The 22970-nt window shown below is 70.4% G+C and carries 25 protein-coding genes; 14 read left to right on the top strand and 11 right to left on the bottom strand.

Features of this window, described 5'->3' with window-relative positions:
- Positions 1 to 73: 73 nt before the first annotated feature.
- Positions 74 to 1243 (bottom strand): acetyl-CoA C-acyltransferase, encoded by a 1170-nt coding sequence (locus VIL67_RS09585; protein WP_332048653.1) that lies wholly within the window; start codon positions 1241 to 1243, stop codon positions 74 to 76.
- 149 nt (positions 1244 to 1392) lie between these two features.
- On the opposite strand from VIL67_RS09585, the gene VIL67_RS09580 reads away from it, so the two are divergent.
- Both VIL67_RS09580 and argJ read left to right on the top strand, forming a co-directional pair.
- The gene (locus VIL67_RS09580; protein WP_332048652.1) at positions 1393 to 2328 is read left to right on the top strand and encodes a peptidylprolyl isomerase; all 936 of its coding nucleotides are present in this window, start codon (positions 1393 to 1395) and stop codon (positions 2326 to 2328) included.
- Positions 2329 to 2558: 230 nt separating this feature from the next.
- Complete coding sequence (argJ, locus tag VIL67_RS09575) at positions 2559 to 3770, top strand: bifunctional glutamate N-acetyltransferase/amino-acid acetyltransferase ArgJ (RefSeq protein WP_414696205.1); 1212 nt, start codon at positions 2559 to 2561, stop codon at positions 3768 to 3770.
- A 115-nt stretch (positions 3771 to 3885) separates the two neighbouring features.
- Here argJ and VIL67_RS09570 read toward each other — a convergent pair whose 3' ends face one another.
- Positions 3886 to 5319, bottom strand: coding sequence for a DEAD/DEAH box helicase (locus tag VIL67_RS09570; RefSeq protein ID WP_332048651.1), 1434 nt, complete (start codon positions 5317 to 5319; stop codon positions 3886 to 3888).
- A 285-nt stretch (positions 5320 to 5604) separates the two neighbouring features.
- Between VIL67_RS09570 and mutT the strand changes: the two genes are divergently transcribed.
- The gene (gene mutT / locus VIL67_RS09565; protein ID WP_332048650.1) at positions 5605 to 6012 is read left to right on the top strand and encodes an 8-oxo-dGTP diphosphatase MutT; all 408 of its coding nucleotides are present in this window, start codon (positions 5605 to 5607) and stop codon (positions 6010 to 6012) included.
- Positions 6012 to 6428: a secondary thiamine-phosphate synthase enzyme YjbQ gene (locus VIL67_RS09560; protein ID WP_332048649.1), complete on the top strand. Its 417-nt coding sequence runs from the start codon at positions 6012 to 6014 to the stop codon at positions 6426 to 6428. The genes mutT and VIL67_RS09560 overlap by 1 nt, the downstream gene beginning before the upstream one ends.
- Positions 6429 to 6503: 75 nt before the next feature.
- On the opposite strand, the gene VIL67_RS09555 is transcribed toward VIL67_RS09560, so the two are convergent.
- Both VIL67_RS09555 and VIL67_RS09550 read right to left on the bottom strand, forming a co-directional pair.
- A complete protein-coding gene (locus VIL67_RS09555; protein WP_332048648.1) occupies positions 6504 to 7445 on the bottom strand; it encodes a hypothetical protein in 942 nt (313 codons plus the stop codon).
- Positions 7446 to 7554: 109 nt separating this feature from the next.
- Positions 7555 to 8463 carry a methyltransferase domain-containing protein gene (locus VIL67_RS09550; protein ID WP_332048647.1) on the bottom strand — a complete coding sequence of 303 codons (909 nt, stop codon included), beginning with the start codon at positions 8461 to 8463 and terminating at the stop codon, positions 7555 to 7557.
- On the opposite strand from VIL67_RS09550, the gene VIL67_RS09545 reads away from it, so the two are divergent.
- The 6 genes from VIL67_RS09545 to clpB all read left to right on the top strand — a co-directional run bounded on the left by VIL67_RS09545 (position 8462) and on the right by clpB (position 15128).
- Positions 8462 to 9241 carry a ComF family protein gene (locus VIL67_RS09545; protein ID WP_332048646.1) on the top strand — a complete coding sequence of 260 codons (780 nt, stop codon included), beginning with the start codon at positions 8462 to 8464 and terminating at the stop codon, positions 9239 to 9241. The two genes, VIL67_RS09550 and VIL67_RS09545, sit on opposite strands and share 2 nt — an antisense overlap.
- Positions 9242 to 9273: 32 nt before the next feature.
- The gene (gene grxC / locus VIL67_RS09540) at positions 9274 to 9534 is read left to right on the top strand and encodes a glutaredoxin 3 (protein ID WP_332048645.1); all 261 of its coding nucleotides are present in this window, start codon (positions 9274 to 9276) and stop codon (positions 9532 to 9534) included.
- A 76-nt stretch (positions 9535 to 9610) separates the two neighbouring features.
- Positions 9611 to 10045, top strand: coding sequence for a DUF1178 family protein (locus tag VIL67_RS09535; protein WP_332048644.1), 435 nt, complete (start codon positions 9611 to 9613; stop codon positions 10043 to 10045).
- Positions 10046 to 10070: 25 nt separating this feature from the next.
- A complete protein-coding gene (locus VIL67_RS09530) occupies positions 10071 to 10343 on the top strand; it encodes a hypothetical protein (RefSeq protein ID WP_332048643.1) in 273 nt (90 codons plus the stop codon).
- A gap of 67 nt (positions 10344 to 10410) precedes the next feature.
- Complete coding sequence (locus tag VIL67_RS09525) at positions 10411 to 12384, top strand: alpha/beta hydrolase family protein (protein ID WP_332048642.1); 1974 nt, start codon at positions 10411 to 10413, stop codon at positions 12382 to 12384.
- A 158-nt stretch (positions 12385 to 12542) separates the two neighbouring features.
- Positions 12543 to 15128, top strand: coding sequence for an ATP-dependent chaperone ClpB (gene clpB / locus VIL67_RS09520; protein WP_332048641.1), 2586 nt, complete (start codon positions 12543 to 12545; stop codon positions 15126 to 15128).
- 43 nt (positions 15129 to 15171) lie between these two features.
- Here the strand turns inward: clpB and VIL67_RS09515 are convergent, their stop codons facing one another.
- The 4 genes from VIL67_RS09515 to arfB all read right to left on the bottom strand — a co-directional run bounded on the left by VIL67_RS09515 (position 15172) and on the right by arfB (position 17062).
- Positions 15172 to 15603: a hypothetical protein gene (locus VIL67_RS09515; RefSeq protein WP_332048640.1), complete on the bottom strand. Its 432-nt coding sequence runs from the start codon at positions 15601 to 15603 to the stop codon at positions 15172 to 15174.
- A 61-nt stretch (positions 15604 to 15664) separates the two neighbouring features.
- A complete protein-coding gene (locus tag VIL67_RS09510; protein ID WP_332048639.1) occupies positions 15665 to 15961 on the bottom strand; it encodes a hypothetical protein in 297 nt (98 codons plus the stop codon).
- Positions 15962 to 16054: 93 nt separating this feature from the next.
- Positions 16055 to 16585, bottom strand: a complete 531-nt coding sequence (locus VIL67_RS09505) for a hypothetical protein (protein WP_332048638.1) — start codon at positions 16583 to 16585, stop codon at positions 16055 to 16057.
- 51 nt (positions 16586 to 16636) lie between these two features.
- Positions 16637 to 17062 carry an alternative ribosome rescue aminoacyl-tRNA hydrolase ArfB gene (arfB, locus tag VIL67_RS09500; RefSeq protein ID WP_332048637.1) on the bottom strand — a complete coding sequence of 142 codons (426 nt, stop codon included), beginning with the start codon at positions 17060 to 17062 and terminating at the stop codon, positions 16637 to 16639.
- A 223-nt stretch (positions 17063 to 17285) separates the two neighbouring features.
- Between arfB and VIL67_RS09495 the strand changes: the two genes are divergently transcribed.
- Positions 17286 to 17792: a GNAT family N-acetyltransferase gene (locus VIL67_RS09495; protein WP_332048636.1), complete on the top strand. Its 507-nt coding sequence runs from the start codon at positions 17286 to 17288 to the stop codon at positions 17790 to 17792.
- 119 nt (positions 17793 to 17911) lie between these two features.
- Positions 17912 to 18931: a ketol-acid reductoisomerase gene (ilvC, locus tag VIL67_RS09490; protein ID WP_332048635.1), complete on the top strand. Its 1020-nt coding sequence runs from the start codon at positions 17912 to 17914 to the stop codon at positions 18929 to 18931.
- Positions 18932 to 19028: 97 nt separating this feature from the next.
- Here ilvC and rsgA read toward each other — a convergent pair whose 3' ends face one another.
- Positions 19029 to 20096, bottom strand: coding sequence for a ribosome small subunit-dependent GTPase A (gene rsgA, locus VIL67_RS09485; protein ID WP_332048634.1), 1068 nt, complete (start codon positions 20094 to 20096; stop codon positions 19029 to 19031).
- Positions 20097 to 20328: 232 nt separating this feature from the next.
- Between rsgA and VIL67_RS09480 the strand changes: the two genes are divergently transcribed.
- Together VIL67_RS09480 and VIL67_RS09475 are read left to right on the top strand one after the other, a co-directional pair.
- Positions 20329 to 20646 carry a GNAT family N-acetyltransferase gene (locus tag VIL67_RS09480; protein WP_332048633.1) on the top strand — a complete coding sequence of 106 codons (318 nt, stop codon included), beginning with the start codon at positions 20329 to 20331 and terminating at the stop codon, positions 20644 to 20646.
- A gap of 14 nt (positions 20647 to 20660) precedes the next feature.
- Positions 20661 to 21026, top strand: a complete 366-nt coding sequence (locus VIL67_RS09475; protein ID WP_332048632.1) for an iron chaperone — start codon at positions 20661 to 20663, stop codon at positions 21024 to 21026.
- 18 nt (positions 21027 to 21044) lie between these two features.
- On the opposite strand, the gene VIL67_RS09470 is transcribed toward VIL67_RS09475, so the two are convergent.
- The gene (locus VIL67_RS09470; protein WP_332048631.1) at positions 21045 to 21566 is read right to left on the bottom strand and encodes a hypothetical protein; all 522 of its coding nucleotides are present in this window, start codon (positions 21564 to 21566) and stop codon (positions 21045 to 21047) included.
- Positions 21551 to 22888, bottom strand: coding sequence for a hypothetical protein (locus VIL67_RS09465; protein WP_332048630.1), 1338 nt, complete (start codon positions 22886 to 22888; stop codon positions 21551 to 21553). The genes VIL67_RS09470 and VIL67_RS09465 overlap by 16 nt, the downstream gene beginning before the upstream one ends.
- Positions 22889 to 22970: the final 82 nt, after the last annotated feature.

Raw genomic sequence — 22970 nt, 5'->3', positions numbered from 1 at the left:
GAAAGGCCCCGGGATCGCTCCCGGGGCCTCCTTACTTGGCTTAGATCCTGACGTGCGCCGGGATCGGCCGATCTCAGTACACCTCGAACAGGCCGGCCGCGCCCATGCCCCCGCCGATGCACATGGAGACCACGACGTTCTTGGCGCCGCGGCGCTTGCCTTCCTGCAGGACGTGGCCGGCGAGGCGGGCGCCGGTCATGCCGAACGGGTGGCCGATGGCGATGGAGCCGCCGTTCACGTTGTACTTCTCGGGATCGATGCCGAGCTTGTCGCGCGAGTAGAGGCACTGCGAGGCGAAGGCCTCGTTGAGCTCCCAAAGGTCGATGTCGTCGATCTTCAGGCCGTGCCGGTCGAGGAGGCGCGGGATGGCGAACACCGGACCGATGCCCATCTCGTCCGGCTCGCAGCCGGCCACCGCCCAGCCCTTGAAGACGCCGAGCGGGGAGAGGCCGCGGCGCTCGGCTTCCTTGCGCTCCATGATCACCACGGCGGCGGCGCCGTCGGACAGCTGCGAGGCGTTGCCGGCGGTGATGTACTTGCCGGGGCCGCGCACCGGCTCGAGCTTCTGCAGGCCTTCCAGGCTGGTGTCGGGACGGTTGCACTCGTCGCGATTGACGACGTAGTCGACGATCGACTCTTCCTTCGTCTCCTTGTTGACCGTCTTCATCTTGGTGTTCATGGGGACGATCTCGTCCGCGAACTTGTTCGACTGCTGGGCGGCGGCCATGCGGCGCTGGCTCTCCAGAGAGTACTCGTCCTGGGACTCGCGGCTCACCTTGTAGCGCTCGGCCACGATGTCGGCCGTGTCGATCATCGGCATGAAGATGGCCGGGTACATCTGGGTCAGCTGCGGATCGAAGTTCTCCTTCGCCTGGCCGAGGTTCGGCATGGAGATCGACTCCACCCCACCGGCGACCACCACGTCCGCGCCCTCCTCGCGCACATAGTTGGCGGCCATGGCGATAGTCTGCAGGCCGGAGGAGCAGAAGCGGTTCACCGTCACGCCGGAGGTGGTGATCGGCAGGCCGGCCAGCAGCGAGGCCTGGCGGCCGAGGTTGCCGCCGCCGTGCGCCACGTTGCCGAGGAAGACGTCCTCCACGGTGTCCTTCTCGACGCCCGCCCTCTCGACGGCGTGCTTGATGGCGTGGGCCGCCATGGACACCGTCGGCGTCATGTTGAAGCCGCCACGGCCGGACTTGGCCAGGCCGGTGCGGGCATAGGAAACGACAACCGCTTCGCGCATTTTCAATGATCCTCCCGGGAATATGCCTTGGCGGCGAAAGGCGCAGGGGCCCCCGCCCAAACTCGGGCGCAACCTTTGCACTCCGCGGGTTAGTTGGCTAGGGACGGGCCGCGCTGGTCGCGCTCCCACTCGAGAGGGACATCTTCCGCATGGCGGCTGCGAAGCCCTTCCGTCCGTTGCTGGTCGCCGGCCTCGTCGCCGGGCTGGCGCTCGGCGCGTGCGGCCGCGAGGGCGGCGGGGAACAGCCGCCGGAGCGCGGCGACCAGGCGGTGGCCCGCGTGGACGGCCGCACGGTGTGGGCGTCCGACGTAAAGCGGGAGGCCGTGGCGCAGGGCAAGATCGGGGAGGGCGAGCCGCTCGACGTCTCCGCGCCGCTCTTCCAGCAGGTGCTGGAGGAGGTGGTCGACCAGAAGCTGCTCGCCGCCGAGGCGCTGAAGCGCAAGCTCGACAAGGACCCCGTCGCGCAGCGCCGGCTGGCCGCGGCGCGGGACCGTATCCTCGGCGACATGCTGGTGGAGAACGTTGTGTCGGACGCCGTCAACGACAACGCGATCCGCGGCCTCTACCAGGAGCAGCTGAAGCTGGCCAAACGGTCCGAGGAGATCCGCGCGCGGCAGATCCTGCTGGCTTCCCAGGCCGAGGCCGACCAGGTGCGCAAGCTGCTCGCAGCCGGGGCCAGGTTCGAGGCGCTGGCCATGGAGCGCTCGACGGACGCGGCGAGCCGTTTCAACGGCGGCGACCTGGGCTATTTCACCACCGACGTCATGCCGCCGGCCTATGACGCCGCCCTGCGCGACGCCCGGGTCGGCCAGGTGGTCGGGCCGTTCGCCACCGAAGGCGGCTTCGCCATCCTCAAGGTCGAGGATCGGCGGCTGGAGCAGCCGATCACGCTGGAGGCCGCCCGGCCGCAGATCGTCCGCTTCCTGACCTACGACGAAATCCGCGACCTGCTGGAGAAGCTGCGCGGCAAGGCCAAGGTCGAAATCCTCGTCGAGGGCGAGGCCCAGCGTCGCCCGCCGCCAGCCGATGCGCCCAAGCCGGCGCCTGCCCAAGTTCAACCGCAAGCCAAGGGGGCCACGCCGTGAGCAAGAAGCCCGCGAAGACCGCCGCCTCCCCCCGCCGCAAGGCGGCCGCCAAGCCGGTGGAGGTGGTGGCCCAGACCCTGGACCGCGCCTTCGATCCGCTCGCCAGCGCCCTGAAGCGCGCCGCGCTGAAGCGGGCGGACAAGCAGGCCAGCCAGTTCGCCGCGCCGGCGCCGCCTGCCGCGCCCGCGGCCCCTTCGGGCGGCAAGGCCCTGCCGGTCTCGCCTCTGGCCGTGCCGTTCCCGGAAATGCCGCCGATCCCGGGCGTTGAAATGGCGACCGGCCGGGCCGGCTTCTACAAATACGACCGCGAAGACCTGCTGGTGATGCACTTCCCGGAGGGCGCCAGCTGCGCCGGCGTCTTCACGCGCAGCTCGGTCGGCTCGGCCCCGGTGGACTGGTGCAAGCGCCAGCTGGAGGCCACCAAGGGCGATGGCGTCCGGGCGCTGGTGGTCAACGCCGGCTGCGCGAACGCCTTCACCGGCCGCCCGGGCGCGGACGCCGTCCGGCGGGTGGCCTCGGCGGTGGGCAAGCGCTTCGACTGCCGCCAGCGCGACGTGATGGTCGCCTCCACGGGGGTGATCGGCGTGTTGCTGGACGACGCCAAGATCAGCCACCGCCTGCCCGAGGTGGAGCAGCGCCTGACCCCGGACGGCTGGGCCGGCGCCGCCCGCGCCATCATGACCACCGACACCTTCCCGAAGGGCGCCTATGCCGAGGCGAAGATCGATGGCGTGACGGTCCGGATCGGCGGGATCTGCAAGGGCTCGGGAATGATCGCGCCGGACATGGCCACCATGCTGGCCTTCGTGGTCACCGATGCGGCGATCACGCCAACGGCGCTGCAGAACCTGGTCAACCTCTACACCCGCAACACCTTCAACGCGGTCACGGTGGACGGCGACACCTCCACCAACGACACCCTGCTGCTGTTCGCCACCGGCGCGTCCGGCGCGCCGAAGATCAGCCGGGCGGGGGACCGCCGGCTGGCCGACTTCCGCGACAAGCTCGAGCAGGTGCTGATGAACCTCGCCCACCAGCTGGTGCGCGATGGGGAGGGGGCCACCAAGTTCATCAAGGTAACGGTGACCGGCGCCGAGACCGCCGCTTCGGCCCGCAAGATCGCGCGGACGATCTGCGACAGCCCGCTGGTGAAGACGGCGTTCGCGGGTGAGGACGCCAACTGGGGCCGCATCGTCATGGCGGTCGGCAAGGCCGAGGAGCCCATCGACCGCGACAGCCTGTCGGTGAAGTTCGGCCCCTACTGGGCCGCCCAGGACGGCCTGATCGCCCCCTCCTACGACGAGGAGAAGATGAGCGCCTACATGAAGCGGCAGGACCTGGAGGTCACCGTCGACGTGGGCATGGGCCGCGCCTCGGCCTCGATCTGGACGTGCGACCTCACCAAGCGCTACGTCGAGATCAACGGTGATTATCGGAGCTAGGCTTCGCGCGACGCAGCGCTGAAAAACGAAAACGGCGCCGCCTGCTGTCCGCGGGCGGCGCCGTGATCGTGAGGCGGCCGGGAGAGTCCCAGCCACGACCAGCGTGAGGTCGGACCTAGTGGTTCGACCACACCCCTTCGCGTCGTCCACCGCCGCCGCCGCCGCTGCTGCTGCGGCCACGGCGCGGACCCTTGAAGCCGCCGCCGGCCGGCTTGGCCTGCGCCGGCCGCTCGCCGCCGCCGCCGGAACGCGCGGGCGCGCCCTCATGACGGTGGCCCGGCTTGGCCGCGGAGTGGTTGCGGTTGCGCTTCGGCTGGTGCTGGCCGCGGTGCGGCTGGGCGCGGGGCTGGCCGCGGGTGTCTTCGCGGTCCGGCTTGCCGACCTCCGGCATCACCGCCGTGGCGGCGCCCAGCTGCTTGTCGTTGCGGCGATCGAAGGACGGGATCCGCTGACGCGTCACCTTCTCGATGTCCTTCAGCAGCCCCCGCTCATCGTCGGCGCAGAAGGCCACGGCCGAGCCGTCGGCGCCGGCGCGGGCGGTCCGGCCGATCCGGTGGACATAGGCCTCCGGCACGTTCGGCAGCTCGAACTGCACCACGTGGCTGACCGCGTCGATGTCGATGCCGCGGGCGGCGATGTCGGTGGCCACCAGCGCGCGGACGCGGCCGGCCTTGAACTCGGCCAGGGCCCGCTCGCGCTGCCCCTGGCTCTTGTCGCCGTGGATGGCGGCCGCCTCGACGCCCACCTGCTCGAGCGACTTGGCCACTCGGTCAGCCCCCCGCTTGGTGCGGGTGAAGACGATGACGCGCTTGAAGCTCTGGTCGTCGAACAGCTCGGCCAGCAGGGCGCGCTTGCGCTGCTGCTCCACGAAGAGGACCTTCTGGTTGATCCGTTCCACGGTGGTGGCCGCGGGGGTGACGGAGACCTTCAGCGGGTTCGGGTTGAGGATCTCAGTCGTCAGCTTCTCGATCTCGCTCGGCATGGTGGCCGAGAAGAACAGGTTCTGCCGCTGGCGGGGCAGGAACTTCACGATGCGCCGGATCGGCACGATGAAGCCCATGTCCAGCATCTGGTCGGCCTCGTCGAGGACGAAGGTCTCCACGCCTTCCAACGTGATGGTCTTCTCCTGGATGTGGTCGAGCAGGCGGCCGGGGGTGGCCACCAGCACGTCGATGCCGGGCGCCAGGGCCTTCATCTGGGCGCCGTACTTCACGCCGCCGAACACCACCGCCACCGAGATGCCGAGGTGGCGGCCGTAGGCCTTGAAGCTTTCGCCGATCTGGGTGGCGAGCTCGCGGGTGGGCGACAGCACCAGGACCCGGGCGCTCTTGCGGGGCGCCGGCTTCCGGTTCTCGGCCAGGCGATGGAGGATCGGCAGGGCGAAGGCGGCGGTCTTGCCGGTGCCCGTCTGGGCGATGCCCAGCAGGTCGCGGCCGTCCATGACGCCCGGGATCGCCTGCGCCTGGATCGGCGTGGGCGTGGTGTAGCCTTCGTCGGCCAGCGCCTTGAGAAGGGGCTTGGCCAGGCCAAGGTCAGTGAATTGGGTCAAGCTTCAGCTTTCACGTATGCGCCGAGCGCGCCCAGTCGGACTCTGCCGAGGGCGCGGGACGCGGGTCTTTGGGGAAGCGCCCCGCGTGATGGGCGATCTATGAGAAGGTCCGTTGCGCTCGACAGGCTGAGCCTCTTGCGAGGCCCCACGCGGCTGGAGCGCGGACATACGCCTTCTTTAAGGGCGTAGCGGCCAGATGGGCGATGCAGTCTGTGAAGTCAACCCGCGTTCGGCGATTGTTCCGGGGCCGTTGCATTTTGGGCGCAGGCGGGCGAAGGCCGCGGCATGACCGGGAAGTCCATCGTGCTCGTGGCCGCCGCCGCCCTGATCGACAGCGACGGGCGGGTGCTGATCTGCCAGCGGCCCGAGGGCAAGCAGCTCGCCGGGCTCTGGGAGTTTCCGGGCGGCAAGGTGGAGGCCGGCGAGACGCCGGAGGCCTGCCTGATCCGCGAGCTCGACGAGGAGCTGGGCATCAAGGTGAGCCACGCCTGCCTCGCGCCCTTCGTGTTCGCCAGCCACGAGTACGAGGCCTTCCACCTGCTGATGCCGCTCTACCTGGTGCGGCGCTGGGAGGGCCGGCCCGAAAACCGGGAGCACAAGGCCATGGCCTGGGTGAAGCCGGCGCGCCTGGGCGACTACGAGATGCCGCCCGCGGACGCGCCTCTGGTGGCCTGGCTGCGGGACCTGGTCTGATGCGCCAGGCGGCGCACACGCTGGCGATCCAGACCCGGGGCCAGGGGCTGCACGAGTTCACCCGCGACGCCCAGGGCTGGGCGACGGCGCAAGGGATGCAGACGGGGCTGCTGACCCTGTTCTGCCGGCACACCTCGGCCAGCCTGCTGATCCAGGAGAACGCCGACCCCGACGTGCGGCGCGACTTGGAGGACTACTTCGCCCGGCTGGCCCCCGAGAGCTCCGGCTACCGCCACCAGGACGAAGGCCCGGACGACATGCCGGCGCACCTGCGCACCGCGCTCACCCAGGTGCAGCTCTCCGTGCCGCTGGTGGGAGGGCGGCTCGCGCTCGGCGCCTGGCAGGGCCTCTACCTCTTCGAGCACCGCGCGCGGCCCCACCGCCGGGAGGTGGTGCTGCACTTGCTGGGCGATTAGGGAGGGCCCGCCTCCGCCCACCTCTTCCTAGGCGCTCGGCCGACGGTCCCCCTCCCCATGATCGGGGAGGGCAGGTCACCTGCCCCAGTTCGCCTTCTGCACTCCGGCTTTCGGCCCCTTCACCGCGTCGGTCACGCAGCTCGCCGGCTCCAGCATGGCGTGGACGCCCAGGCAGTAGACGTCCTCGTAGTGCGGGCCGGCGCTGGCCAGGCACTGGTAGAGGTTGAGCTTGGCCATCTTCAGGCACATGCCGCTGCGCGCCTCGCTCATCAGCGCCTTGCCGCGGCCTTCCTCCCCGAGCACGGAGAGCGCCGCCAGGGCCACCCCGCGTTGGATGACGGGCGAGGGCGCGCCGCTGCGCCGGCCGCTGTCGGCGACGGCGCGATAGAGCTGGGCCTGGTCGCCGGCCGCGGGCCGGTAGCCGGTGGCCGAGATCGCCTTCACCCGCGCCAGCCGGGCCGGGGCGTTGACCACCTTCTGCTTCGACCAGCCGTGCTTCTGAACGGAATAGGCGGCCTGCTTCACCTTGCGGCCGTCTGTGGCCAGGGCGTCCCCCTGACGGGCCAGGGCTCCGCCCGCGCGGGCCGCGGCGGCCTCGGCGCCCGGAAGCGCCAGGGCGGCGGCGGGGTCGGCGGCGATGCGGCGGGCGAGGTCGCCTCGGCTTGCCCTGCGCACGCCATCCACGAACCGCGGCTCCTGCAGGGCGGCGACGGCGGCGTAGGCGACCATGCCCGCCTGCAGCTCCTGCGGGTCGTAGCCTGCGCCGACCTGCAGGGCGGCGGCGACGTCGGCCGGCCCAGAGAAGCCGGCGTCGATCGCCCCGGCCTTGCGCATGAAGCTTTCGAAAGCGCTGGCCCGACCCTCCAGGCCGCGGTCGGCGCGCGCCGCTCCGGAGGGCGCGCGCTCGGGCGCCTTTGCCGAGACGCGGCCGCCGCCGCTGGCGCAGCCGGCCAGGATCGCGGCGCAACCGGCCGCCGTCGCCAGGGCAAGGCCCCAGTGTCCGATGTTGGATGTCACAACTGACTCCCGTCTTGGGAGCCCCCCGAAGCGCCACCGTAGGCCTAGCCTGCGGAAGCGTAGCCGCGGTCGGTTGTCGCGCTTTTAGGTTAGCGGAGGATTAGGAAGCTTAGCGGCCGCCGGGCAGCCGGTGCTCGACGGTCCCTAGGGCGTCGGCCAGGCGCATCTTGGCCGAGCCCGGCTGCAGCGGCTGCGGCTGGCTGACGTGCGGCGCCCAGCCGGTGAGGGTGATGATCTCGAATGTGGCGCGCACGCGCCCGTCCGGGTCCGCGAACCGTTCGCTGTAGATCTCGAAGGCCCGGTGCAGGATGGCGCGGGTGAGCGCCTTCGGGTGGCGCTCGGCGAGCACGCTGGTCTCGCCCATCTGGCGCAGGTCGTAGAGCAGTTTCAGCGGGTGCTCGTAGGTGACGCTGATCCGGTCGAGGTCGGCGACGGGCAGGGCGAAGCCGGCCCGCTGCAGCAGGCTGGCGGCGTCGGAGGTGTCGGCGAAAGGAGAGACCCGGCTGCCGGCGCCCCCCAGGATCTCAGCCTCCGCCGCCACCAGAGACTGGCGCAGCTCGGTCAGCGTCTGGCCGCCCAGGAAGGCGCCGATGAACAGGCCGTCGGGCTTCAGCGCGCGCCGGGCCTGGATGAGAGCGCCCACGACGTCGTTGGTCCAGTGGAGGCCCAGGGTCGAGACCACCAGGTCCAGGCTCTCGGGCGCGAAGGGCAGGCGCTCCTCGTCCAGCACCACGCGGGGCCCGGCGCGGCCGCCCAGCATGCGCGGCGACAGGTCGGCCTCGATCAGTGTGCCGATGCGGGCGGCCGCCGGCCCCGCCGCCAGTGCTTCCCGGAAGGCGCCGCCGCGCGCCGACAGGTCGACGGCCAGCGGGAAGTCCCGCATGATCGCCTCCAGCCGCTCGGCCACGTCGAGGGCCGCGCGGCGCTGCAGGAAGTCGGCGCGGGCGTAGCCGCCGGCGGCGCGGTCCAGGCGCTTGCGGTGCAGGGCGCGGTCGAAGATCAGGGGCGGGGCGGACATGGCCGCGGAAGATGGTCGCTTCGAGGGCCGATGGGAACCGGGGCCGCGCGCAAAAGCGCTGTGGCGCGGGGCGCTCGACATGATCTTCCCGCCGCAGGCGCTGGACGGCGGGCCGGCGCCCCTGGCCGGCGGCCTTTCGGCGGAGACCTGGAGCCGGATCCACTTCCTCGACGGCCCGGTCTGCGACGGCTGCGGCCAGCCCTTCGAGTACGATCCGGGCGAGCGCTGCCCGGCCTGCCTGGCGAAGCCGCGGTCCTTCGATGCGGCGCGGGCGGCCTGCCTCTACGACGAGGTCTCGCGCGAGCCGATCCTGATGCTGAAGCACGGCGACCGCCTCGACCTCGCCCCGCTGCTCGCCCGCTGGGTGTCGCGCTCCGCCCGCGAGTTGCTGGAGACGGCCGACGCCATCGTGCCTGTGCCGCTGCATCCGTTGCGCCTGCTGCGCCGGCGCTACAACCAGGCCGCCGAGATCGCGCGGCCGCTGTCCGGCCTGAGCGGCGTGCCCTACCTGCCCGACGCCCTGGTCCGCCGCCGCGCCACCGAGACCCAGGCGGGAAAGTCGGGTTCAGGGCGCATGCGGAACGTCGCCGCCGCCTTCCACGTCCCGGCCTCGCGCGCCGGTCAGGTGCGGGGCCGCCGCATCCTGCTGATCGACGACGTGATGACGACCGGGGCGACGGCGGAGGGTTGCGCGCGGGCCCTGAAGGCGGCCGGCGCCGCGCGCGTGGACCTCGCTGTGGTGGCCCGGGTGAAGGAACGCGGGGGACTCACTATATGAAACCGCTCCCGACTGGCTTTTGTTAGAGCGCCATGGCCAACGTCACCATCTACACCAAGCCCTACTGCCCCTACTGCATCCGCGCGGTCTCGCTGCTGGAGAAGAAGGGGGTCGCGTTCACCGAGATCGAGGCCGCCTTCGATCCCGAGAAGCGCGCGGAGATGATGCAGCGCTCCGGCCGCGCGACGTTTCCGCAGATCTTCATCGGCGAGCAGCACATCGGCGGCTGCGACGACATGATGGCCCTTGAGCGCGAGGGCAAGCTCGACCCGCTGCTGCAGCAGGCGGCCTAGCGCGCCTTCCGCCTCCGCTCCGGAGGAAAGCCCGGCCCTCTGGCGTCGCCGTAGGGCCAGCGCCTATATGCGCGGCATGATCAAGTACGCGCTCACCTGCGAGCACGACCACGGCTTCGAAGGGTGGTTCGGCTCGTCGGCCGACTTCGACGACCAGCAGACGAAAGGGTTGCTGGAGTGCCCCCTGTGCGCCTCCAAGGCGGTGCGCAAGCAGATCATGGCCCCGGCGGTCGCCGGCACCAAGCGCACGGCGCTGAAAGACCAGCCGAACCCGCAGATGCAGGCCATGATGATGCAGGCCCTGGGCCAGATCCGCCGGCACGTGGAGGAGAACTTCGACGACGTGGGCGACGCCTTCGCCCGCGAAGCCCGGGCCATCCACGAGGGCAAGGCGGAACAGCGCGGCATCTACGGCCAGGCGACGCCCAAGGAGGTTCGCGAGCTGGTCGAGGACGGCGTGCCGGTCGCCCCGCTGCCGCCCGAGCCGCCGAAGAAGACCGAGGTGAACTGAGCTTTGGTCGCGGCGTTCAGCCGCCATGACCACGCGGCTCAGGGCGGACCAGCTGAAGCGCTACAGCCTTGAGCTCTACGGGCCGGGCGGGGCCGAGGACCTGCTGTGGAAGGTCGACAGCGACGATCCGTTCACGCCCATGAACAGAGGCGACCGCCTGCAGCCTCTTGACCTCGAGGGCGCGCATCCGGGGCTCGTTCACGAGATCACCGGCATCGAGCACGTCATCTGGACGGCCGGCGAGCAGGTCCGCTACGTGACCCGCGTCTACACCCGGCCCGCCGAACCCCTGGGCTGAGACCAAGGCGGCTTGCGCCCGCGCTCCATCGCGGTCCAAGCTTGGCCATGGGACCGGGGGGTGTGGAATGATCCGACTTCTGAGCATCGTGGCGGCGATCGCCGTCTTTCTGGGTGGGCCGGCCGTCGCCGCTTCGCCGCCGTTGGCGATCTACGGGCGCCTGCCGACCATCGACGAGGCCCAGGTGGCCCCCGATGGGTCGGCCTTCGCCGTCGTGATGGTCAAGGACGGTCAGCGGCAGCTGCTCATCCGCGATCTGAAGGATGGCTCCACCGCACGGTTCGGGCTGGGCGAGGTCAAGGTGCGCGGCATCGACTGGGTGGGGTCGAGGGACGTCGTCCTGACGACCTCGCGCACCGGGACACTGATGGGGGTGACGAACACGCGGCGGCGCGAGCACCTCCAGGCCTTCCACCTGAGCCTGGCGACCAACAAGCTGCAGCGACTGCTCGGCGCACCGCCGGTCCGGCAGCAGACCGGCAGCCACATGAAGGGCAAGGGAAAGAACGACGAGGTCAGCGGCACGCTCAACGTGCTGGCGGGGCCGCCGGAGGTCCGCATGGTCGGCGGCCAGCCGGCTCTCTTCCTCCGTGGTGTGGCCTTCCGCGACACCTACGGGGTGCTCACCCTCTTCAAGGCCAACCTCAGCAACGGCCAGAGCGACGTGGTGGAGTTCGGCGGCCGCGACACGGAGGACATGCTGATCGGACCGGGCGGCGAGCCCCTGGCGCAGACGCTCTACGACCAAAGCTCCGGCCGCTGGGCGCTCAAGCTGAAGGACGGGATCGCGTGGAAGGAGGTCCGCAACGTCCAGGCGCTGAACGAGCCGCCTTATCTCGCCGGACTGGGGCGTGACGGCAAATCCGTTCTGATCGGTGAGATGGCGGCCAACGGCTATGTGCTGCGAGAGATCGGTCTCGATGGCTCGCTTGGCGAGCCGCTGCCGGCCGAGGACGTTGATCACCTGGTCTTCGATCCGGTCAGCCAGCGCCTGATCGGCACGTACGCGCTCGTGGGCGACGAGGACCGTTACACCTTCTTCGATCCCGCGGACGACCGCGCCTGGAGGAGCGTGAGGGCCGCGTTCAAGGGCGGCCGCCTGACGCTCGTGTCCTGGTCCAACGACCGGAAGGTGATCATCGTCCTGACCGATTCTCCGACCGAGGGGCCCGCTTACGCCCTGGTCGACCTCGATCAGAAGAAGGCGAGCTTTATCGGCCCTGAGTACGTGGACCTGACGCCCGAGCACATCTCGCCGGTCGCGCCCCTGCGGTTCAAGGCCCGGGACGGGCTGGAACTCGCCGGCTACCTCACCACGCCCCGCGACGTCCCCGCCAAGAACCTGCCATTGGTGGTCTTTCCGCACGGCGGGCCGGCCGCGCGCGACGCGCCGGGCTTCGACTGGTGGGCGCAGGCCATGGCCTCGCGTGGGTACGCCGTCCTGCAGGTCAACTTCCGCGGCTCGTCGGGGTACGGGTGGGATCACCTGTCCGCCGGCTTCGGCCAGTGGGGGCGCAAGATGCAGACCGACCTCTCCGATGGGGTCGCGCACCTGGCCAGCCAGGGCGTCATCGATCCGCGCCGGGTGTGCATTGTGGGGGCGAGCTACGGCGGCTATGCGGCCCTGGCTGGCGCCGCGCTTGAGCCCGAAGCCTACCGATGCGCGGCTTCGGTGGCTGGATTGTCGGACCTGAAGCGCTTCGTCGACTGGGCGGCGGACCAGCGAGGCGTCGCCGCGCGGCGGTGGTGGACGCGGTTCATGGGGGCGGAGAACAGCCGCGACCCGGTGTTGGCCGCCTATTCGCCAGCACTGCACGCCGACAAGGTCAAAGGCCCGATCCTGCTCGTGCACGGCCGCGACGACACGGTGGTGCCGTTGGAGCAGAGCCGCGTCATGGCGGAGGCCCTGCAGCGCGCCGGCAAGCCCGTGGAGTTGATCGTCCAGCCGGGCGAGGACCACTGGCTTTCGCAGGCCGACACGCGGCTGGCCATGCTGGAGGCGGTGATCGCCTTCCTGGAGCGGCATAATCCGCCTGCGTGACGGAGCCCTCCAGCTGAGGCGCCGCCGGCCCGCGCCGGCGGATGTGATTTCACGGTCGGTGGGACTTGTGTGACCTTTGCGCCACACTACATCCGCTCACGGTAAGGGTCGTGCTTGCTCAAGGCGACCCCTGCCAATCCGCCTGAAGAGGGGACCCGATGAACATCGACATCTATTCCGACCGCGCCAAACAGGCGATCCAGTCGGCCCAGAGCCTGGCGCTCGCCCGCCGCCACCAGCAGCTCGCGCCCGAGCATCTGCTGAAGGTGCTCCTGGAGGAGCGCGACGGCCTGAGCCGCGCCCTGATCCAGAGCGCGAGCGGCCGCCCTGACGAGGCTGACCGCGCCGTGGACGCCCAGCTGGGGAAGCTGCCCAAGGTGGAGGGCGGCTCGGGCCAGCTCTACCTGAAGCCGGAGACGGCGCGCGTCTTCGCCGACGCAGAGCAGGGGGCCAAGGCCGCTGGGGACGCCTTCGTGACCACCGAGCGCCTGCTGATCGCCATCGCCCGCGAAGGCGGCGACGCGGCCAACGCCCTGAAGGCGGCCGGCGTCAACACCAAGGCCCTGGAGACCGCCGCCGGCGAGCTGCGCAAAGGGAAGACCGCCGACAGCGCGTCCGCCGAGGAGGGCTATGACGCCCTGAAGCGCTACGCCCGCGACCTCACCCAGGCCGCCCGCGACGGCAAGCTCGACCCTGTGATCGGCCGCGACGAGGAGATCCGCCGGACCATCCAGGTCCTGTCGCGCCGGACCAAGAACAATCCCGTCCTGATCGGCGAACCTGGCGTCGGCAAGACCGCCATCGTCGAAGGCCTGGCGCTGCGGATCGTCAACGGCGACGTTCCGGAGAGCCTGAAGGACAAGAAGCTCCTGGCGCTCGACATGGGCAGCCTCATCGCAGGCGCGAAGTACCGCGGCGAGTTCGAGGAGCGGCTGAAGGCGGTGCTCAACGAGGTCACCGCAGCCGAAGGCTCCATTGTCCTCTTCATCGACGAGATGCACACCCTGGTGGGGGCCGGGAAGACGGACGGCGCCATGGACGCCTCCAACCTGCTGAAGCCGGCCCTGGCCCGGGGCGAGCTGCACTGTGTCGGCGCGACGACCCTCGACGAGTATCGCAAGCACGTGGAGAAGGACGCCGCGCTCGCCCGCCGCTTCCAGCCCGTGATGGTGACGGAACCGACGGTGGAGGACACCGTCTCGATTCTGCGCGGGCTGAAGGAGAAGTACGAGGTGCACCACGGCGTGCGCATCTCCGACAGCGCCATCGTGGCCGCTGCGACGCTCTCCAACCGCTACATCACCGACCGCTTCCTGCCGGACAAGGCGATCGACCTCGTGGACGAGGCGGCCAGCCGAGTGCGGATGGCGGTGGACTCCAAGCCGGAGGAGCTGGACGAGATCGATCGCCGAGTCGTGCAGCTGAAGATTGAGCGAGAGGCGCTGACCCGGGAGACCGACGTCCCGTCCAAGAACCGGCTGGAGAAGCTGGAGGAGGAGCTGCGCGAGCTCGAGGCCCAGTCGGCCGAGATGACCGCCCGCTGGCGCGCCGAGAAGGAGAAGGTGGGCAACGCCGCCCAGGCCCGGGAGGCGCTTGACCGCCTGCGCGCCGAACTCGTCAACGCCCAGCGCCGGGGCGACCTGCAGCGCGCCTCCGAGATCGCCTACGGCGAGATCCCGGCCCTCGAGAAGCGGCTGGCCGAGGCGGAGGCCGCCGAAGGCGGGCAGGACGCCATGACGCCCGAGGTGGTCGACGCCGAGCAGATCGCCGCGGTGGTCTCCCGCTGGACCGGCGTGCCCGTGGAGAAGATGCTCGAGGGCGAGCGCGAGAAGCTGCTCCAGATGGAGGACAAGCTGCGCGACCGCGTTGTCGGCCAGGAGGAGGCCCTCGTCGCCGTCTCCGACGCCGTGCGGCGGGCGCGCGCCGGCCTGAAGGACCCGAACCGTCCGATCGGCTCGTTCCTGTTCCTGGGTCCCACTGGTGTGGGGAAGACGGAGCTGACGAAGGCGCTCGCCGAGTTCCTGTTCGACGACGAGGCGGCGGTCACCCGCCTCGACATGAGCGAGTACATGGAGAAGCACTCGGTCAGCCGGATGATCGGCGCGCCTCCGGGCTACGTCGGCTACGACGAAGGCGGCGCGCTGACGGAGAGCGTGCGGCGGCGCCCCTACCAGGTCGTGCTGTTCGATGAGGTGGAGAAGGCCCACCCGGATGTGTTCAACGTCCTGCTGCAGGTGCTCGACGACGGTCGCCTGACGGACGGCCAGGGCCGCACGGTCGACTTCCGCAACACGCTGATCATCATGACCAGCAACCTGGGTTCGGAGTACCTGGCCAACCTCGCCGACGGCGACGACGTGGACACCGCGCGCCCCGCCGTGATGGACGTTGTGCGCCGCCACTTCCGGCCGGAGTTCCTGAACCGGATCGATGAGATCATCCTCTTCAAGCGGCTCGGCCGCGCGGAGATGGACAACATCGTCCGCATCCAGCTGAAGCGCCTGGAGCAGCTGCTGGCCGACCGCCGCATGGCGATCAGCCTGGACGCCAACGCTATGCACTGGCTGGCCGAGCGCGGCTACGACCCGGTGTACGGCGCGCGCCCGTTGAAGCGGGTGATCCAGAAGGAGCTGGTCGACCCTATCGCCCGCAAGCTTCTGGCGGGCGAGCTGGACGACGGCCAGGTGATCGAGGTGGGCTCGTCGGGCGATGGCCTCGCCATCGGCCGGGCGAAGGTGCACTGACTTCGGAGGTCCTCCCCCGCGTCAGCGGGGGAGGATCGGCGGCCTACCGGCTGCGGCACTCGCGGCGGGTGACGTAGCCGCGGTAGTAGCTGTCGTAGGTCCGCTTCAGCTTGCATTTGATCCGGCGGCCGTCGGGACCGATCATCCCGTTCGGGTCGGGCCCGTACTGGTCGACCGGCACATTCCCGTAGCCGTAACCGCCGGCGTAGCCGCCGCCCAGAACGGAGCCGAGGACCGCCCCGGCGATGCCGGCGAGCGAGCCGTCATTCCCGTAGTAGCCACGGTTATAGTTGTACCCAGGCGCATAGTACCCGTTGGGGTAGCCGTTGTTGTAATAGGGTCCGGGGTTGTACCCGCCATAGTAGGGCTGCGGGTTATAGTAGTAACCGGGCTGGGCCTGGGCGGTGGAGGTCATGGCCGCCGCGCTGCCGACAAGGGCGAGGCCTGCCACCGTTGCGCCGATGATCTTGCGCATGTCGTCTTCTCCTCGGTGCATCCCTCAAGTCGCGGGGAACCGGGAGAGCGGCCTTCGGTTCCTAGCGCCGAGCTTCGGCCACCTGCAGCACGCAGGCCCGGGTGACGCCGGGCGCCACCTGGATGCGGTCGGTGCGGGGGTCGTACCCCGGGTAGGTGGCCAGGCAGTCCGCGATCCGGCGCTGGCGCGCGGAATAGCCCTTCTCGGTGACCGGGCCCTGGTAGCTCGCCGGCTGGGCGAAGCGCTGGGCCGATGTGGCGCGCTCGGTCTTGGCGGCCAGGGCCTGCTGCGCCGAAGCCGGGACTCCGAACGCAAGTGTTAGGATGCAGGCCAGGGCGGCCCCGAAGGCTGGGCGCATGTGCAGATCTCCCACCGGCGCGTGCAGCCGCGCCGCCGGTTAGCGGAACCCCGTGGAAGAACGGAGGTTCAGCGCAGCCTTGGGATTCTTCGCCTAGAGTTCGAGCGCGACGGTGCGCCCGCCGCGGGTGATCACCCGCCGCATCAGCGCCACGCTCTCGCCCTGTGGCTCGCCGACGGGCCGGGCAGTGGTGATCACGTACCAGGCGCCGTCGGCCAGGCCCGAGAAGCTGAACCGATCCTGGACGTCGCAGGTGGTGCGCTTCACGTACGGCCCGGCGTCGCCGGCCGGCGCGTTCGGCGTGCGGGCGCGCACCGCCTCGGTCGGCAGCGCCGCCCGTTCGGTGGAGCCGTAGAGCGCCGCCATGCGGGCGCGCGACCAGGGCGTCTCGGGCGTCAGCACCACCCCGGCTCCTGCGCAGCTGTAGCGGGTCGCGCCGCGACGGTGGGCGACGTGGCCCGCGACGCCGTTGCGGCCCGCTGCCTGCGACCAGGCGAAGTCGGCGGCTTGGAACCCCGGCGGCCCGCTCGGCCGGCCCGGAGGCGGCGGGCCCAGGCTCGGCGCGCAGGCGGCGACGGCGAGGCTCGACAGGGCGGCGGCGGTGATCGGGCTAAGCTTCCACATGGGTCGCAAGCCTATACGCCAATGCGACCAAATGAGGCCAGTCCTCCGGCGCTAGTCGTCGCCTCGCGGACGGCCGCGCATGGCCTTGACGGTCGACCGCTTGGTCTTGCCCTCGAGACGCTTCAGCTTCGAGGCGTAGGTCGGCTTAGTCTTCTTGCGCGGCGGCGGCGGCGGCTTGGCCGCCTCACGGAGCAACTCCAGGAGCCGCTCGACCGCGTCCTGCCGGTTCAGCTCCTGCGAGCGCCGGTTCTGGGCCACCAGCACCAGCACGCCCTCCTGGGTCAGCCGGCTGCCGGCCAGCCGGTAGAGCCGCGCGCGCACGGGCTCCGGCAACGACGGCGAGCCGCGCACGTCGAACCGCAGCTCCACGGCCGTGGACGTCTTGTTCACGTGCTGCCCGCCGGGACCGGACGCGCGCACCGCCTTCCAGACGACCTCGTCGTCCTGCAGCGCGATGGAAGGCGTGACCTCGATCATGTCCCTGCTTTGCCAAGCTTCGAGGCCTGCGTTAAGCTCCTGCCATGCGCAGCGGCTTCGCCTCGTTCGTAAATCTTACCTCCTGCACCGCCTCCGGCGGCTCGGGACGGGAACGCGCGCGCAGCTGACACCACCTCGCGAAGTCACCCACACCAGCCCCGCCGGAGCCCGGACGGGGCTTTTTCGTGGGCCCTGTCCGTCTCCGGCCTTCAGGAGACCGACCATGACAGAGCCGCCTTCGCCCATCCGGGTCGGCGCCATGGAGAGCACGGACATCCCCGCCATCACCGAGGTCATGAACCAGCCGCGTGCGGTCTGGGGCACCCTGCAGACCCCCTACATGCCCGTGGAGATGCGCCAGAAGCGCTTCGACGCCACGGACCACAACAACCGGGCCCTCGTGGCCGAGGTGGACGGCCGGGTGGTGGGCTCCATCGGCCTGCACCGCGAGCCGTGGCACCGGCGGATCCATACCGCGAGCCTCGGCATGGCGGTGCACGACGACTTCGCCGGGCGCGGCGTCGGCTCGGCCCTGATGACCGCGGTGGTCGAGCTGGCCGACCGCTGGTGGAACATCAAGCGGCTGGAGCTCAGCGTCTATGCCGACAATGGTCGCGCCATCGCCCTCTACGAGCGCTTCGGCTTCGAGCGCGAGGGGCTGATGCGGGCCTACGCCTGGCGCGACGGCGAGTACGTGGACTCCATCGGCATGGCGCGGCTGCGGCTTTGACGCACTGCAATAGCCCGTCCTTCCCTTGACCTCGGCGCAAAAAACCGCTGGAAAGCGCCGGCTTTGCTGCGCCTGCGTTGCGCGCAGGGGCGACTTTCGACTGTCCTAGGAGAACAATCATGCGCGTCTACTATGACCGCGACGCCGACCTTTCCCGCATCCTGGACAAGAAGATCGCCATCGTAGGCTATGGCTCCCAGGGCCGCGCGCACGCGCTCAACCTGTTCGAGTCCGGCGTGAAGAACGTCGCCGTGGCGCTGCGCCCCGGCTCGTCCACCGCCAAGAAGGTGGAAGCCGACGGCCTGAAGGTGATGACCGTCCCCGAGGCCGCGGCCTGGGCCGACGCGATCATGATCCTGGCGCCGGACGAGCTGCAGCGCGACATCTACCGCGAGGAGATCGCGCCCCACATCCGTGACGGCGCGGCCCTGATGTTCGCCCACGGCCTCAACGTGCACTTCGGCCTGATCGAGCCCAAGGGCAGCGTGGACGTGCTGATGGTCGCCCCCAAGGGCCCCGGCCACACCGTGCGCGGCGAGTACCAGAAGGGCGGCGGCGTGCCGTGCCTGATCGCCATCCATCAGGACGCCACCGGCGGCGCCATGGACCTCGGCCTGGCCTATGCCTCGGCGATCGGCGGCGGCCGTTCGGGGATCATCGAGACCAACTTCCGCGAGGAGTGCGAGACCGACCTGTTCGGCGAACAGGCCGTGCTCTGCGGCGGCCTCGTGGAGCTGATCCGCGCCGGCTTCGAGACCCTGGTGGAAGCCGGCTATGCGCCGGAGATGGCCTATTTTGAGTGCCTGCACGAGGTGAAGCTGATCGTCGACCTCATCTACGAGGGCGGCATCGCCAACATGAACTACTCGATCTCCAACACGGCGGAGTACGGCGAGTACGTCACCGGCCCGCGGATCGTGACGCCCGAGACCAAGGCCGAGATGAAGCGCGTGCTGGAAGACATCCAGTCCGGCCGCTTCGTGCGCGACTTCATGGCCGAGAACGCCGTGGGCCAGCCGAGCTTCAAGGCCACGCGTCGCCGCGCCGCCGAGCACCAGATCGAGGAGGTCGGCCAGCGGCTGCGCGCCATGATGCCCTGGATCACCAAGAACAAGCTGGTGGACACCGCGCGGAACTGAGCGAGCGGCGAAGCCGCCCCCTCACCCCGGCGAAGGTCGGGGTCCGGACGCAAGCTCAGGGCCCGGGGATCGCTCCCCGGGCCCTTCTGCTGTCCGCCTACTCCCATCCGTCGCGCTTGGCGCGCGTGCGCGCCCGGCCGGCCTTGTGGATCCCCGCCCAGCGCCTGCGCTCGGCCTCCCGGGCGAGCGGGTCCTCGCGCCGCCGTTCGTGGGCCAGCTCGCGCTGCAGCTTGCGCCAGCTGGCCAGCCGCTGCGCCGGCAGCTCGCCCATCTCCACCGCCGCGCCGACGGCGCAGCCCGGCTCGCCGGCATGGCCGCAGTCGCGGAAACGGCAGCCGGCGGCCAGGGCCTCGAGGTCGGCGAAGGTGGCCGACAGCCCCGCTTCGGCGTCCACCAGCCCCAGCTCCCGCATCCCCGGGGTGTCGAGGATCAGCCCGCCGGAAGGCAGCCGGACCAGCTCGCGGTGGGTGGTGGTGTGCCGTCCCCGCGCGCCCGCCTCGATGATCCCGCGGGTGGCCATCCGCTCGGCGCCGGCCAGGGCGTTCACCAGGGTCGACTTGCCGACGCCGGAGGAGCGCAGCAGGACCGCGGTGCGCCCGGGCGCCAGCCAGCCGGCAAGAGCGTCGAGACCTGTGCCTGTGACGGCGGAGACCGGCAGCACCGGGACGCCGAAGGCGATCGCCTCCACCTCGGCGACGGCGGCCGCCACGTCCGGGCAGGCGTCGGCCTTGGTGAGCACGATCGCCGGTTCGGCTCCGCTCTCGTAGGCCAAGGCCAGGTAGCGCTCCAGGCGCCGCAGGCTGAGGTCGGCGTTGAGCGAAGCGGCGAGGAAGGCGACGTCGGCGTTGGCCGCCACCACCTGCCGCCCGCCGGCCGGGCCGGCGGCCCAGCGTACGAAGGCCGTTCGGCGCGGCAGCACCGCCCGGATCAGGGCCGGTCCCTCGGCCGCCGGCAGCTCGGCCGCCACCCAGTCCCCGGTCACCGGCGGGCAGTCGGGGGCGTCGCGCAGGCGCCCGGCGAGGACGGCGGTGCGCTCCCCCGCCGCGGTCACCAGCCGCCACAGGCCGCGCTGCTGGACGACGACGCGGGCAGGGGAGAGCCCTTCGGCGGCGAAGGGCGCGAAGTCACGCTGGAGCGCATCGCTCCAGCCATATTGTTCGATCAATGGAGGACATCCTGAAGAAGGTCGCAGAGCCGTTCAGGCGCCGACCGCGGAAGTCCCTGGCTGTGTGGAGATCCGGTCCCGCCTTAGGCGGGCTGCACGTCGGCGCGGCGAAGGGCTGTGCGGACAATGGGCGTCGACATCGCTTCCTCCTGCGCTCGTGTGGACGTGACGCTGCAGAGCTTGGCGGACGGCGCGCACGGCGTCAAGAATGGGCGAAAGTTCAGGAGTTCCCATGTCCGAAGCCGCCCCCATCGACGTCGTGATGAACGAGGACACCCGCCGGTTCGAGGCGAAGCTGGAGGACGAGATCGCCTTCGCCGAGTACCGCCTGGTCGATCACGGCGTCATCCTGCCGCACACCGTGGTCCCCGAGGTCTTCGAAGGCCGCGGCGTCGGCTCCGCCCTGGCCAAGGCGGCTCTGGGCTATGCGCGTCAGCAGGGCCTCAAGGTGATCCCGCTCTGCCCGTTCATCGCCGCCTACATCACCAAGCACCCGGAATGGCACGACCTGGTGCACGAGACCTACCGGGAGCGTCTCGGCATCGACTGAGGAGGAGGGCGCGCATGGTCCAGTCCGAGGCGGCGAGCGTAGAGGCCTGGCTCGCCGAGGCCGACCCGAAGCGCGCGCCCTACCTGCAAAAGATCCGGGAAAGCGCGCTCCGGAACCTGCCGGGCTTCGTGGAGGAGATGCGCTACGGCATGCCGACCTATTCGGCGGGCGGCGAGGCGACCTTCGCCTTCAACGCCCAGAAGCAGTACATCTCGCTCTACGTGCCGCCCGAGGTGCACGCCCGCAACGCCGAGGCGCTGAACGGGCTGGACGCCGGCAAGAGCTGCATCCGCTTCCGCAAGCCCGAGGCCATCGACTTCGTCCTGCTGGACAAGCTCCTGCAGGACACCGCCGCCAGCCGCAGCAAGGTGTGCGGCTGACGACCCTCGGACCTGGGGTCACTTCGGCTGCTGCAGCTTCGGACGATCGGGCTGCCACTCCATGAAATCCGAGGAAGACACGTAGCGCGCGTCGAGGCCCAAGTTGGGCGACGCCTCCCCCGTGTCCCAATGGTTGAGAAGCTCTTCGAAGCGCTTCATTGCCCGGCGCACGGTCGTGGAGATCGGCCATAGGCCGCCGAAGCATCCCCCGTACAGCGTGCGCCCCATGAACCTTAGCCGCCACGGCCGAAGGTAGAATCTCGGCATATGGCGCCCCCCAACCAACTTGCTGTCATCCCACCACTCGATCGAGAACCTCGGTGCGGTGTAGTTCGCCCAGACGAGGGCAAGACACTGGCGCTCGTCGCCGACCCAGCGGTACCAGTGATCCACGCGCGGGTACTGATTGGTGTAGCTGTATGCCGTCTTCGGGGGGTGATCGAAGCCATGCGCGCGCATGAACGGCGCCATGGCTTCCCGCACGGCGGCGGCGAGGCGCACGCGCTTGGTCGGCTGTGTGCGCTTCACCTTCCGGGCCACAGCCTCGCCTCCTCGTTCTCCCAGATCCCGCCGAGCGGCGCGCCGACGATCCCGGCCGCCCTTCCAACGTCCCGGAACTGCCAGGCGTCGATGATAAGCTCTTTGCCCTCACGGTTGAGTTTCGCCCTATGGAGTCGCTGGTTCTTGGTCAAGTCGGCGGAAGGCCCCATCTTGGCCTCCAGGAAATCGTCGCCAATCTGCTGATCGGGAATGCTGTACTTGCTATTCCCGACCTTTACTCTGCCTGGCTTCACGTTCGGGACCTTCCCCCGCGCCAGCGTTTTGCCATACGAGAGCGCCTCGCCCACCTTGCCCTTCAGGTGAGCGGGTAACGTCGCTGTCCGGTAGGTTCCCACCACGTCACCCACCTTGCCCAGCATGGCGGCGCCGTGGGCCGAGCCGATAGCCCGGTCTGCAGAGGGGAGGCGTCCCGCCGCAAGATCGCTCGCCGCCGCCTCGCTGGCCCCGCCGATCGCCCCGCCATGCATCGGTCCGTACCGCAGGGTCGCCACCCCGCCGGTCGCACCACCGAGGGCAGAGGCGGCATACTGCCCTGGAGAGCTCAGGCGTCCCGAGACCGAGTCTTCGACGACCTGCGCCCCCACTCCGCCCACGGCGCCGCCGCCGGCCGCAAGTTGCGGAAGACCGCGGGGATCGACGCCCATCCTGAGCTTGGGCGCCTTGGCCACTGCAGCCATAACCTTCGCAGTCTGTGGAAGGCCGGCGAGCGCGCGGGCGCCCACGGTCGCTGCCCCGCCGGTGGCCGCTAGACCTCCCACGAGGCCGACAGCCCGCCCGGCTGTGCGCGCGGCGCCGTAGTGTTGGCTGTCGTAGGCGTCGTCAGCCCGCCTTTGGCGCATCTCCGCTGCGTAACGGTCCCGGAAGCCTTGCACGCCTCCGCCGAGCACCGCCTCACCAGCAGACAGGACGTGGTCGGCGGCCCCGAGCGTGAATTCGTCTACCGCGCCGCTGATCCCCGCGCGGACCTGCTCGCGGACAACATTCTTCCCCGGACGCGGCTTAGCGGGTTGCTGGGCGGTGGAAGTCGACCTTTTCGTTGGCGAAGCAAGCGGCGCGGCCTTCTTTGGAGCTGCGCCGCTCAAGGCTTGTGGAAGTCGGCCCTCAACCGCCGCCAGGCCCAGTTGTCGGACCTGCGTTGGCGTCTTGGCGACAACCTCCTGCCCCGCTCGGATCGCCCGCTTCACGACCTGGTGGCCGAGCGCCTCCAGTTCTCGCGCGTCATGGCTGACCTCCCGCATCCGTTGCCTGATTGCGCGTTCGGCTTCGCGCGTCTTCTCCTGAGCTTTCTCGATGAACCTCACGCTCCGCACCCCCTCTTCTCGTGGTGGGGAGCGGGCCCGGGCACAGCTTCCCCAAGCGTCACATCATCGCCGAAATGCACCG

The organism is Phenylobacterium sp., from assembly GCF_036563385.1.
In the GTDB taxonomy this organism is placed as follows: domain Bacteria; phylum Pseudomonadota; class Alphaproteobacteria; order Caulobacterales; family Caulobacteraceae; genus Phenylobacterium.
This window is presented reverse-complemented; position numbering and strand designations above follow the sequence as displayed.